This is a genomic window from Klebsiella sp. RC2 (assembly GCF_014192815.1).
Classification (GTDB): domain Bacteria; phylum Pseudomonadota; class Gammaproteobacteria; order Enterobacterales; family Enterobacteriaceae; genus Klebsiella; species Klebsiella variicola.
In genome coordinates this window covers 199783-212649 of record NZ_JACHYL010000005.1, presented here as the reverse complement: position 1 = coordinate 212649, position 12867 = coordinate 199783, and the positions used below count along the sequence as shown (strand labels likewise).

Sequence of the window (12867 nt, the reverse complement as noted above, 5' to 3'; positions counted from 1 at the left end):
GCGTCGGCGTGTCGGGTCATCGTCCTGAACAACTCTTTTTGTTATATCAATAAAATTTTAGTTATTTAATGGTTATAAGCGCTGTTTGTTACCTTACGCAAAACCGCTAAGGAGAACAGACAATGTCCAACCGATTCCGCCCCGCCTGGCTGCTGGTCCTCGCCGCCCTCTCTACCTCCGCGCTGGCCAAAGCGCCGGAAACCGTCAACATCGGCTATCAAAAGGCGAATATCTTCGCGCTGTTGAAGTATCGCGGCACGCTGGATGAGAGCCTGAAAAAACAGGGTATTGCCGTACGCTGGGTCGAATTCCCCGCCGGACCGCAAATGCTGGAGGGGCTGAACGTCGGTAGTATCGATCTGGCCGCGACCGGCGATGCGCCTCCGGCCTTTGCCCAGGCGGCGCAAGCCGATCTGGTCTACCTTGCCCATTCCCCCGCTAACCCGAAAACGGAAGCGATTGTGGTGCCTGAACAGTCGGCAATCCACAGCGTGGCCGACCTGAAGGGCAAGCGCGTGGGGTTGAACAAGGGGTCTGACGTCAACTACCTGCTGGTTGCCGCACTGGAAAAAGCGGGCCTCAGCTATAAAGACATCACCCCGGTCTATCTGCCGCCGGCGGATGCCCGCGCCGCTTTCCAGCGCGGGGCGATTGATGCGTGGGTGATCTGGGATCCGTTCCTCGCAGAAGTGGAAACCAACGCGAAAGCCCGACAGATCCGCAATGCCGAGGGGCTGGTGCCGCACTACACCTTCTATCTCGCCAGCCGCAAGTTTGCAGATACCTACCCGGAGACAGCAAAGCAGGTGGTGGATGAGCTGGGTAAACTCAGCGCGTGGGCGAACAGCCATCAGGACGAGGCCGCCGGGCTGCTGTCGACCTCAACCGGACTGGATAAAGCCATCTGGCTGAAGACCCTGGCCCGCCTGCCCTACGGTGCCGAACGCATGACCCCGGCGGTGTATAACGAACAGCAGGCGCTGGCGGATACCTTTACGCGCATCGGCCTGCTGCCGGTGAAAGTCGACGTGCGCAGCGCCACCTGGTCGCTGGATAAACCTTGATTTTCCTGACGACGGGAAGCACTGCGCCTCCCGTCGCCGACAGGCTTACCCCGCCGTTTTCTCACCATTGCCTATCTGCCAGATAAAGGTGGGCGCTTCACCGTTCACCAGCCAGTTACCGATATTACGTGCCTTATAAATCACCGGATTATGCGAGGCGACCGTCCGCGCATTGCGCCAGTGGCGATCCAGCGCAAGGCGAGTTCGCGTATCCGACGCCCCGAGGGCATTAAACAGCTCCGTCGCCGCCCGCGGGATCCAGTCGCTGGCGATCACCTGCGCCTGCGCCGCTTCCACTTCCGCCAGCTGGTTACGCCGGGCGATCAGCGCTTCGTCGTCGCTGACGTGCGCCACATAGGCCTGCTGCAGCGATTCCGCAGCCTGCAGGACCGCGGCCCGGGTCGCCCATGCCCAGCTGCTGATCTGCCCAACGACCTGCAGAACCTGAGCGTCATCGCGCGGCACGGCGGCGTTGCCGTGGCTGTACATCCGGGAGCGATGTTTGACGCCCTGCGCGGCATCCCGCTCAACCGCCAGGCCAATGCCCGCGAGGGTCGCCAGCAGCACATGCTGGTAGAAGGCGGTCTGATAGCGAAAGCGCTGGGCAAAATCATAGACATGTTCGGTTTCCACCCGAGCGCCGGTAAAGCGGGTGGTTCCGCTGCCGGTCAACCGCTGGCCAAAGCCATCCCAGTCATCTTCCCGCACCACGCCGGTCTGCTGGGTACTGACCAAGGCTATCACATCGCCGGCGGTATCACTGCGCCGGGCAAACACATCGATCCAGTCGGCGTACAGCGCGCCGGTGCTGTAAAACTTCTCGCCGTCGAGTCGCCAGCCGCCCTCTGTCGGCGTCACTCTGGTGTTCACCTCTCCCAGCTTAACCGCGCCGATCTCCGTCCAGCCGCTGCCCACCAGCTCACCGTCGAGGAAGCGACGAAACCAGCGGTCGCGCCCGGCGGAATCCGGCTGATTCAGCTGATCTTCCACAAAGGCAAAGTGCGCGCGCAGGGCCTGCGGCAGGTTAGAGTCCGCTTGCGCCAGCTCGATCAGCAGCGCGCTGAGCTGCGGCAGCGAAGCGCCCCAGCCGCCCTTCTCGCGCGGGATACGCAGCGTGCCGAAGCCCGCTTCTTTCAGCCAGCGGATCGGCTCATCGGGCAGAATGCGCTGCTGTTCGCGCTCCGCAGCGCCCTGGGCGATACGGGTGAATATCGGGCGGAAGGCGGCCGCCAGCGCGTCATAATCGGTGCCAGTGGAGAGCAGGGTCATTGTCAGTTCCTTATTCATGGAGTGCGTCGATATCTTCTCGCGTCGGTTCATGACGGACCGCCAGCAGGAAGAAAATGGGAATAATGGCGGCAAGCGAGACCACCCAGAACATCTGCGTGCCGAGGGAGGCCTGCAGCAGCGGCAGAATAAACAACGCCAGCGCGCTGCCGATCCCGGAGAGTGCCCGGCTGAAACCGACCCCGGTGGCGCGAATGGCAGTAGGATAGGAGAGCGCCGGGTAGATCATCAGCTGCGCCCCCGGGCCAAACCCTTCGGCGAACAGCCACAGCCCCAGCATCGCGATAGCCAGCACGATACCTGCCGTCGCGTGCGGTTGCCCCACCAGCGCCAGCACAATCAGCGCCACAAACTGCAGGGCGAAGCCGGCTATCGCCACATGACGCGAAGGATATTTCCACGCCAGATGCATACCGAGCAGCCCGCCGGTAAAAGCAAACAGGGCGTTCAGCCCCAGCGATGCCGAAATAGTTTCGAAGACGCCAGCCCCGAGGAACTGGGCAAGAATTGACGGCAGGAAAAAGGCAATCGCCGTGTACTCGAAGGAGATACAGATATTCATCACCCCGGCGACGATAGTCCGCTCACGGTAGGGTTTTTCGAACAGCACGCGGAAGCTCACTTTCGGCGCGGGCGCGGGCTTCGCCGCCGGGACCTCATGGGCATGGATCCCCCAGGAGTCGCGTAAAATACGCACTGCAGAGGTCAGATCGCCCTGGTTCGCCGCCCACAGCGGGGATTCATTCATAAATCGACTGCGGACGGCAATAATCAGCAGTGCCGGCACGGCGCCGAACAGCAGGGAGGCGCGCCACAGCCAGTCAAGATGCTCCTGCGGCAGCAGGAAATAGAGGCCGAAGATAATGAGAAAGCAGACGGTTGAGGCGGCGTACCACATCGGGCACCACGCCGCGAGGCGAGCCGCTTTGTTGCCTTTGCCGGCAAAGCGGGAAAACTCGGCCAGATAGGACATCGCTACCGGCAGGTCGATGCCAACGCCGATGCCCATCAGGAAGCGGGCGCCAATCAACACCCAGACGTTCGGCGCCAGCCCGGCGGCGATAGCCGAAATCACGAAAAAGAACATATCGGCCATAAAAACCGAATAGCGACCATATTTATCGGTCAGCCAGCCGCCGATAATATTGCCGACGATAGTCCCGACCATAATGGACGAAGTCACCAGGCCGGTCAGCAGCGGTGAGAGCTGAAATTCACGTACAACGTCATCAATACCGTAGGAGAGCGTGGTTAAGTCATATGCGTCGAGAAAAACGCCCCCCAGCGCGAGGAAGACAATCATCCGCGCATATTTCGCTTGTTCCTTGCCGGAATTAATTAGCCGCGCCACATCCCCGACGCTACTGACCGGTACCGAAGCGATACCGGGATTATCCACTGGTAATGTACTCATTTTTTCACCTTATTATTTTGTGCAGGTCATCAGCGGTTATAGACCGCGCGCGACGAGAATCAAAACAACAAATCATTCTATAAAAATCAATATAATCAATAAATTAATAAATATTACCAGCACAAAAAGGACGCGCTTTCGCGCATCCTCAAGGGAAATAAATAACAACGAAAATAGACGTCGTGCAGGACGCTTATTCCGCGGACACTGGAACTAATACGTCTTTTACCAGCGGATCATCGGTGGTTTTTAACCACGTCTGGATCCGCGGGTCAGAAAAAGCCTGTTTTAATTTGACGATATTTTCCTGCGATAAATACGGTGTACCAATCACTAATTGCGAAGCAAAGGTGCGCGGCGCCGGCGGGAATAATATGCCTTTCTCACGCGGCACTTTCCCGGCGTCAAATTGCGAGACATAGCCGATGGCGGCATCCACCGAATTTAACGCCCGCGGCATGGTCAGCAGATCCAGCTCTTTAAAGACAAACTGATGCGGGTTACCGACAATATTTTTCAGCTTCGCCGTACGCGGCTCCACCGCCGGGTCGAGCGAGATCAACCCAATGCGCTGGAGCAGCCACAGGGCCTGCCCCTGATTGGCGCCATCGTCAGGCACGACAATGGTCGCGCCGTTGGGCAACGCCTGTACCGACGAGTAGCGGTCGGAATAGATGCCAAACGCCCACTGGAACACCGGCACCGTGGTCGACAGCGCAAAGCCGTTAGCGTCCACCACCTGTTTAAGCCACCACTGATGCTGATAGATCGTCCCGGCATACAGTCCTTCCGCTACCGCGCGGTCAGCCTGGACCGGATCCTGCACCCCCACCGCCTCCAGTTTCAGACCGTAATCGGGCGCAATATGCTGATTAATATACTCAATGATCCGCTGCTCGCCGGCCATCGCCGGCTCGTAGTGAATTTTTAACGTGCTGCCGAAGACCACCTGCTGGCTTTGGGTATGTCCCCGCCACCACCAGAAGGCGATGGCGAGCAGGATAATCACCGCCAGCGCCGCCAGCCAGGGCCAGCGCCGCGCTTTACGTAACTCAAATTGCTCTGTTGTCATACAAGGTTCCCCTGCGTGTGGCGTAAACGGTTGACCAGACGGTCACCCAAAAATTGAATCAACTGGATCGTGGCGATCAGGGCAACGATCGTCGCGATCATGATGTGGTTGTCGAAGCGCTGATAGCCGTACACCACGGCCAGGTAGCCGATGCCGCCGGCGCCGATGGTCCCGGCGATAGCCGAATACTCAATCATCGAGACCAGGTTCAGCGTCACCGCCGCCACCAGCGCGGGCAAGGCTTCACTGAGCTGCGCGCTGGCAATGATTTGCCAGCGCGACCCGCCGCAGACGACCCCCACTGCGGTGACCTCCGCCGGCAACTCGCGCAGCGCGTTCTCCACCAGACGGCCAAAGAACGGGACGCCGGCGGCGATCATCGGCACTACCGCGGCGGGGATGCCAATCGTGGTGCCGGTCAGCCAGTAAGTGAACGGGATAATAGCGGCCATCAGCACCAGAAACGGCAGCGAACGTCCCATATTGACCACCCAGTTCAGCAGCCGGTACAGCAGCGCGTGCGGAAATAAGCCCCGCGGCGAGGCGTTAAACAACACCACCCCCACCAGCCCCCCCAGCGTGACGACAAACAGCATCACAATGGCCACCATAAGCCAGGTTTCGCCATAGGCGGGGAGCAGCAGCGAAGGGATTTCGCCCCAGGGGGTATCCTGGCTGATGACTGTCGGTTTCATACCACCTCCCTGAGCAACGGCGCGCTGTCGAGGATCTCCGCCGTTATGCCGAGCTGCGCCAGCAGGCCCTGCAGTCGCGCGGGCGACAGGCGTTCGCCCTGAAAGCGCACTCCGGCCTGCAGGCGACCGGCCAGCCGACCATTAATCACCTCGACGTGACCGCCAAGGAGATCGATCTGCAGCGCCCACTGCTGGCTCAGGCGGCTGATCCAGTCGGTGGCCACCGGCACATCCCAGCGGTAGCTCAGACGCAGCAGCAGATCGCTGTGGGCCGCTGCCGCCGGCGTCAGCGGCAACAGCTGCTGGCCGAGCAGAGAATCGGGACGCGCCAGCAGATCTTCGATCCGCCCGTACTGGACGATCGTCCCGTCGCGGATCTCCGCCACCGCATCCGCCGCCGTGCGCACCGCGTCCATTTCATGGGTGATCAGGACGATCGCCAGCTGGTACTCGTCACGCAGCCGCTTGAGCAGAGCCAGCACCGAGGCCGTGGCCTGAGGATCGAGGCCGGAGGTGGCTTCATCCGCCAGCAGAACGGACGGGCGCAGCGCCAGCGCGCGGGCAATGCCGATCCGCTGGCGCTGGCCGCCTGAGAGCTGGGCCGGCCAGGCATCCGCTTTGTGGCTCAGGCCGACGCTCTCCAGCAGCTCGCCAACCCGCGCCTTGATATCGCGCTCCACCACACCCAGCCACGCCAGCGGTAGGGCGACATTCTCCCAGGCGGTCCTGCGGCTCAACAGCGCCGAAGACTGGAAAACGGTGCCAATCGCCCGCCGTTCCCGGCGCAGCGCCTCGCCGGACAGCGCCGACAGATCCTGGCCATTGATACGAATGCTGCCGCTGTCCGGTTGCTCCAGCAGGCTGATGCAGCGCGCCAGGGTTGATTTACCGGCGCCGCTCGGCCCCACCACCGCGGTGATGGAGCGCTCAGGCACCTGCAGCGACAGCCCTTTCAGCACCGCGCTGAGCCGGCCATCCGCCGTGCGGTAACTTTTATGCAGGTCATCGATAGCGATCATGTCACCTTCTCCTCTACCGATGCCGCCGTGCGCGCATCGCGGCGGTAGCTGGCGCCCGGGTGAGGCGCGGCCAGACGCGGGCCGGCGCCGAACAGTTTTTCGCGCAGGGTCCCCTCGCGGTACTCCTGCTTAAAGACGCCGCGCTTTTGCAGCTCAGGCACCAGCAGCTCGACGACGTCGCGGAAGGTTTCGTGAGTGACGGCATAGGCGAGGTTAAAGCCATCGACGTCCGTCTCTTCGACCCAGGACTGCAGTTCGTCCGCCACGGTTTGCGCGCTGCCAACCACCAGCGGACCGAAGCCGCCGATCCCCGCCCAATCGGCCAGAGCCTGCACCGTCCACTGGCGGTTCGGATCAGCGGTCGAAAAGGCCTCCACCGCCGACTGAATGGCGTTGGTGTGCAGATACTTCAGCACTTGATCCGGCTGATACTGGCCGAAATCGATCCCCGTCCAGCCGGAGAGCAGCGCCAGCGCGCCTTCATAGCTGACGTACTGCTTATATTCCTGCCACTTCGCCTGCGCCTCGCGGTCGGTGTCGCCGACAATCACCGTCTGCAGGTTGAAGATCAGGATGCTGTGCGGATCTCGCCCCGCCTCAGCTGCCCGGCGGCGAATATCCGCCACCGTCTTCTTCAGCAGCACCTTCGACGGCGCAGCGACGAAGACACATTCGGCATGGCCGGCGGCGAACTGTTTGCCGCGGCTGGACGCCCCCGCCTGATACAGCACCGGCGTGCGCTGCGGGGATGGCTCGCAGAGGTGGATCCCCGGCACGGAAAAGAACTGTCCCTGATGGTTAATGGGATGGATTTTCCGCGGATCGCTGAAGATCTTCCGCTCTCTGTCGCGCAGCACCGCCCCGTCCTCCCAGCTTCCCTCCAGCAGTTTGTAGATCACCTGCAAATACTCATCGGCATAGTCATAGCGGGTGTCATGGTCGGTCTGAGTCTGCTGGCCGATATTGCGCGCCCCGCTCTCCAGATAGGAGGTGACGATATTCCAGCCCACCCGCCCTTTGGTCAGATGATCGAGCGTCGACAGACGACGAGCGAAGGGGTAAGGATGCTCAAACGACAGCGAGGCGGTCAGGCCGAAGCCCAGATGCTCCGTCACCAGCGCCATCGGGGTGATCAGTGCCAGCGGATCGTTGACCGGAACCTGCGTCGCCTGGCGGATCGCCGCGTCGCCGCTGCCGTTCAGTACGTCATAGATCCCCAGCACGTCGGCGATGAACAGCCCGTCGAACTTGCCGCGCTCCAGCAGCCGCGCCAGATCCACCCAGTACTCCAGATCTTTATACTGCCAGGAGCGATCCCGGGGATGCGCCCACAGGCCCGGCGACTGATGGCCGACGCAGTTCATATCGAAAGCGTTAAGACGAATTTCACGTTGTGATGACATAGCAATCTCCATAGCGCGGCCCGTCGCCGGGGCGCACGCGGCAAAATGAATCAGGGAAAAGAAAGAGAGGAATTCAGTACGCAGGACATCGGGAGTCCTGCGGGATCCCGAGCGTGAGTAACGCTTGCGCCGCCACGTCAGCGGCATGGTCGGCTACCTGCGGCAGGCCCATCAGTTCGCCAAAACGCCCGCGGGCGGCCGGACCGGCCACCAGCACCGGCAGCGCCTCAACGTGCGGCTCAGCCACTGCCCGGGAACGGCTGTCCACCTCCAGGCCCATGCCGAGGGCATCGGCGCGAATCAGGCCGCGGCGGGCGAGGTCCTGTAAAAATGGCTGGCTGTCGGTCAGGGCGCGGTGTGCGGGTCCGGTCGTCAGGATCAGATGATTGACGCTCAGGGTTTGCACACCGCCGCCGCGCCGCGCCAGCGTCAGACGCAGCGTTTCGCCTTCACCGCTTATCGACAGTAGCCTGGCCGCCTGCACCTGTAGACTGCCCGTGCGCTGGCGCGCCTCCAGCACCTCGGCGACCTGCGGCGCCACGCGGTAGCGGTGGACATCCCAGTAATGGCGCAGATGGCGCAGAAAACGCTGGCGATCGGCGACGCTGAGCGCCTGCCAGATCCGCTGCCCCTGCTGACGAACCGCATCCAGCACCACCTGCCAGCTCAGGCCCTGCTGCGCCGCATACGCGACGTCGAGGCGGATCTGACGCAGGCGCTGACGCAGGTTGCCCTGCTGATAGTCGCCGGGCCAGGTTGTCCCTGCGCCGCTAAGGTTGCCGCGCGACAGCAGGCCGTGGCGCGAAAAGGCGACGATACTGCCGCGGTGGCCCAGCCGGTCCAGCGTCGCGACCGTATCGGCCATGGTTAATCCGGTGCCCATCACCGCCACCCGGGCGTGCGGGGCGATGGCATCGAGCGCGCCGGGCTGCCACGGGTTGGCAATCAGCGCCGGATGATGACGCCAGGCTTCGGCCTGCGGCGGCAGCGAAGGCGGTGGATGACTGATCGCCAGCACCAGCAGATCGGCCTTAAGCTGCAGGCCGCCGTCGGTGGTCACCGTCCCCTGATGAAAAGCGAGCGCCCGATCGCGCAGGTGGCGAAGCCGTCCGCCGCTGGACGCCGCGGCGTCGGCAAAACGCTGCGCCACATAGCGACCAAACTGGCCGCGCTGAGGGTAGACGGAACCGTCCGGGCGCAGCGCCTGCACATCGACGGCAAAGGCAGGCTGATGGCGGTACCAATGATCGAAGGCGCCCTCTTCGTCGCCGGCCAGCTGCATGCGAGCGGCCGGAACGTTAATCCGGTGCGTCGGCTCCGCAGTGGAGTAGGCCACCCCGGCCCCGGGGGACTGGCGCGGCTCCAGCAGCGTCACGCGCACCCCGTTCGGCGCCAGGCGCAGCAGCTCAATCGCCACCGCCGCGCCGCTAAAGCCGCCGCCGATAATCACGATATGCGGTTCTGCACTCATCGCAGCCCTCCTCCGGTATGCTGTCTCATGGTCGCGCTCCGGGCCATCAGCTGGCGCTGACCTGGCGCACCGGGCGCTTATCGCCGCCGATGGTTTCGCCAAACGGACCGGTGTTCACGCTACGCGCCTTCGACGAGGCCGCGTTTTCCAGCGGCAACAGAGGCATCACCAGCTCAGCAAAGCGGTGCGCTTCTTCCAGATGTGGGTAGCCGGAGAAGATAAAGTTGCTGATGCCGAGCGCCTGATATTCGCGGATGCGTTCCGCTACCTGCTGCGGATTACCCACCAGCGCGGTACCCGCGCCGCCGCGCACCAGTCCGACGCCGGCCCACAGATTGGGCGCAATGCGCAGATTATCGCGCGACCCCTGATGCAGGGCGCTCATCCGCGCCTGGCCGGCCGAGTCCATGCGGGCGAAGATCTTTTGCGCCTGGGCAATGGTATCGTCGTCAAGATGGGCGATCAGCCGGTCGGCGGCGGCCCATGCCTCTTCTTCCGTTTCGCGCACAATGACGTGCAGACGAATGCCGTACTGCAGGGTGCGTCCGCGGGCCGCGGCGCGCTCGCGCACCACCGCCAGCTTCTCCGCCACCAGTTCCGGGGGTTCGCCCCACGTCAGATAGCTGTCGATCTGCTCGGCCGCCACATCAATGGCCGCATCAGAAGAGCCGCCGAAATAGAGCGGCGGGCCATTCTCCTGTACCGGCGGGAACAGCACTTCAGCGCCTTCCACGTGAATATGCTCGCCGTGATAGTCCACTTTTTCCCCGCGAAGCAGGCGGGTGTAAACATCAAGAAATTCGCGGGTCACCTGATAGCGCTCGCTGTGGCTGAGGAAGATACCGTCGCCTTTGTTTTCCACCGGGTCGCCGCCGGTAACGACGTTGATCAGCAGCCGACCTTCCGATAAACGGTCGAGGGTGGCCGCCATCCGTGCCGCCAGGGTTGGCGGCTGCAGGCCCGGCCTGACCGCCACCAGATAGCGCAGACGGCGGGTCAACGGCGCCAGCGCCGAGGCCACCAGCCACGAATCTTCACAGCTTTTACCGGTGGGGATCAGCACGCCGTAGTAGCCCAGACTGTCGGCCGCCAACGCCACCTGCTGCAGATAAGGTAAATCGACCGGGCGTCCACCCTCGGTGGTACCCAGATAACGGCCATCGCCATGGGTAGGTAAGAACCAGAAGACATTGATCTTGTCGGGAGCTTGCTGCGTCATTATCTATTTCCTATATAACCATATCCGATATTTATCGAAGAGATGTTTTAATTTGGTTATATGGGTGTTAGCGATAATCATGCCAATGGTGAATAAAAAATTAATCTTTTAAAATCAAGGCACTGAAAACAGCTTCGCCGCGCCGCGCTGTTGCAAATCGCGCAGCCGCCGCGCATCCGCTGGCGCATTTGCAACAGCCGCGGGCCTTCCCCCTCTGGTTTCTGCGGCCGCCGCAGGATAAGTTCAGAGCGTCAACGATCGGAGGCCCGCTATGCTGAACCCAGAATCCCCTTCCACCGCTCCCGCGCTGATCGACCCGGCGTCGAAGGCCTTCCAGAGCCTGCTGGACAAGCTCGCGCCAACGGAGGCGACCGTGCTGATCGTGGGCGAAACCGGCACCGGCAAGGAGGTGGTGGCCCGCTATCTCCATCATCACAGCGCCCGTCGCCAGCAGCCGTTTCTGGCGGTCAACTGCGGCGCGCTGACCGAGAGCCTCGCCGAAGCCGAACTGTTCGGCCATGAGAAAGGCGCCTTCACCGGCGCGCAGCAGGGACAGCCCGGCTGGTTTGAAGCCGCGGAAGGGGGGACGCTGCTGTTGGACGAGATCGGCGAATTAAGCCTGCCGCTGCAGGTCAAGCTGCTGCGAGTCCTGCAGGAGCGTGAAATTACCCGCGTCGGCTCACGCAAAGCGATTAAAGTGAATGTCCGGGTGATTGCCGCCACCCACGTCGACCTGGCCCAGGCGATCCGCGAGCGCCGCTTTCGCGAGGATCTCTACTATCGACTGAATATCGCGGTGGTGCCGCTGCCCCCGCTGCGCCAGCGTCGGCAGGATATCCCGCTGCTGGCGCACCACTTTTTATCACTCTACGCCCGGCGCCTCGGGCGGCCAACCCTGCGTCTGGCGCCGGAATCACTGGCCCGGCTGATGGACTATTCGTGGCCGGGCAATATTCGCGAGCTGGAAAACACCCTGCACAACGCGGTGCTGCTCAGTAAAGAAGAGGAGATCAGTCCTGCCCAGCTGCGCCTGGCGACGCTCAACGACGCCCCGGCGCCGGCGAGCGATCATGAACTGGACGACTTTATTCGCCACCAGCTAGCGCTTCCCGGCGAGCCGCTGTGGCAGCGAGTGACCAGCGCCCTGATTCGCCACGCCATGGCGCATTGCGACGATAACCAGAGCCAGGCGGCCGCGCTGTTGGGGATCAGCCGGCATACCTTGCGCACCCAGCTCGCTAACCTCGGGCTGATCAAAAGCCGCCGCCGCCCGCCTGCGCCGCCGCGGGCATTCGCCAACGCAGCCGGGGCCGATCGCGAACTGCGCATTGGCTACCAGCGCTTCGGCAGCCTCGGGATCCTGAAAGCCCGTCAGAGTCTGGAAACCGCCTTCGCCAGCCTCGGCGTCAACGTGCTGTGGAGTGAGTTTCCTGCCGGACCGCAGCTCCTCCACGCCCTCGCCTGCAACGAGATCGACTTCGGCACCACCGGGGAAGCGCCGCCGGTGTTTGCCCAGGCCAGCAATAGCGAACTGATGTACGTCGCATGGGAGCCGCCGGCGCCGCGCAGCGTGGCGATGGTCGTCCCGCAGGAGAGTGACATTCGCCAGCTCAGCGATCTGCGCGGCAAACGCATCGCCCTCAATAAGGGGTCGAATGTCCACTGGCTACTGCTGCAGATCCTCGAAGACGCCGGGCTGGGGCTGAACGACGTGCGGGTGGTCTATACCCCGCCGAAATATCCGCTGACCGCCAGCGACTACCTGGCGGTTGACGCCTGGATGATGTGGGACCCGCTGCTCAGCGACGCCGAGCACACCGGCGAGCTGCGGGTGGTCGCCAGCGGCGAAGGACGGGTCAACAACCATCAGTTTTATCTTTCGCGACGGGACTACCTCGCTCAGCATGGCGATATCATGCGCCGTCTGTTGACGGAGCTGACCCACACCGGGCAGTTTATCGACTCACATCGTGGCGAAGCGGCCCGCTTACTCTCGGCAGAGCTGGGGATTGACGCCCGGTCGCTGAGCATGGCCCTCGCCCGCCGCAGCCATCGCCCGCGGCCGATGGATCTGTCGGTGATCCGCGCCCAGCAGACCATCGCCGATCGCTTTTACGCCCTCGGGCTTATCGCCAAACCGGTCCCGGTGCGCGAAGCGGTGTGGTACGGCGAACCCGCGCCGGGCGTCATCAGCCCGCTGATGGCGGTCAGTTAGCGAAATTT

General features: G+C 62.8%; 11 protein-coding genes. 2 read left to right on the top strand and 9 right to left on the bottom strand.

Features of this window, described 5'->3' with window-relative positions:
* Positions 1 to 122: 122 nt before the first annotated feature.
* Entirely contained in the window at positions 123 to 1064 is a 942-nt protein-coding gene (locus FHW76_RS17080; protein WP_002915261.1) for an aliphatic sulfonate ABC transporter substrate-binding protein, read from the top strand.
* 45 nt (positions 1065 to 1109) lie between these two features.
* Here FHW76_RS17080 and FHW76_RS17075 read toward each other — a convergent pair whose 3' ends face one another.
* The 9 genes from FHW76_RS17075 to FHW76_RS17035 all read right to left on the bottom strand — a co-directional run bounded on the left by FHW76_RS17075 (position 1110) and on the right by FHW76_RS17035 (position 10838).
* Positions 1110 to 2333 carry an acyl-CoA dehydrogenase family protein gene (locus tag FHW76_RS17075; protein ID WP_012967322.1) on the bottom strand — a complete coding sequence of 408 codons (1224 nt, stop codon included), beginning with the start codon at positions 2331 to 2333 and terminating at the stop codon, positions 1110 to 1112.
* 10 nt (positions 2334 to 2343) lie between these two features.
* Positions 2344 to 3765, bottom strand: coding sequence for an MFS transporter (locus FHW76_RS17070; protein WP_004151071.1), 1422 nt, complete (start codon positions 3763 to 3765; stop codon positions 2344 to 2346).
* A 193-nt stretch (positions 3766 to 3958) separates the two neighbouring features.
* Positions 3959 to 4837: a MetQ/NlpA family ABC transporter substrate-binding protein gene (locus tag FHW76_RS17065; RefSeq protein WP_183476856.1), complete on the bottom strand. Its 879-nt coding sequence runs from the start codon at positions 4835 to 4837 to the stop codon at positions 3959 to 3961.
* Complete coding sequence (locus tag FHW76_RS17060; RefSeq protein ID WP_008806263.1) at positions 4834 to 5532, bottom strand: methionine ABC transporter permease; 699 nt, start codon at positions 5530 to 5532, stop codon at positions 4834 to 4836. The genes FHW76_RS17065 and FHW76_RS17060 overlap by 4 nt, the downstream gene beginning before the upstream one ends.
* Positions 5529 to 6551: a methionine ABC transporter ATP-binding protein gene (locus FHW76_RS17055; protein ID WP_008806264.1), complete on the bottom strand. Its 1023-nt coding sequence runs from the start codon at positions 6549 to 6551 to the stop codon at positions 5529 to 5531. Before FHW76_RS17055 ends, FHW76_RS17060 begins: the two co-directional genes overlap by 4 nt.
* On the bottom strand, positions 6548 to 7954 hold the full coding sequence (locus FHW76_RS17050) for an LLM class flavin-dependent oxidoreductase (RefSeq protein WP_004890067.1): 1407 nt from the start codon (positions 7952 to 7954) through the stop codon (positions 6548 to 6550). The genes FHW76_RS17055 and FHW76_RS17050 overlap by 4 nt, the downstream gene beginning before the upstream one ends.
* Positions 7955 to 8027: 73 nt before the next feature.
* Complete coding sequence (locus FHW76_RS17045) at positions 8028 to 9425, bottom strand: FAD/NAD(P)-binding protein (protein WP_122533549.1); 1398 nt, start codon at positions 9423 to 9425, stop codon at positions 8028 to 8030.
* Positions 9426 to 9471: 46 nt separating this feature from the next.
* Positions 9472 to 10644 (bottom strand): FMNH2-dependent alkanesulfonate monooxygenase, encoded by a 1173-nt coding sequence (gene ssuD / locus FHW76_RS17040; protein ID WP_022065017.1) that lies wholly within the window; start codon positions 10642 to 10644, stop codon positions 9472 to 9474.
* A 77-nt stretch (positions 10645 to 10721) separates the two neighbouring features.
* Positions 10722 to 10838 (bottom strand): hypothetical protein, encoded by a 117-nt coding sequence (locus FHW76_RS17035; RefSeq protein ID WP_040153195.1) that lies wholly within the window; start codon positions 10836 to 10838, stop codon positions 10722 to 10724.
* A 77-nt stretch (positions 10839 to 10915) separates the two neighbouring features.
* Between FHW76_RS17035 and FHW76_RS17030 the strand changes: the two genes are divergently transcribed.
* On the top strand, positions 10916 to 12859 hold the full coding sequence (locus tag FHW76_RS17030; RefSeq protein WP_008806268.1) for a sigma-54-dependent Fis family transcriptional regulator: 1944 nt from the start codon (positions 10916 to 10918) through the stop codon (positions 12857 to 12859).
* Positions 12860 to 12867: the final 8 nt, after the last annotated feature.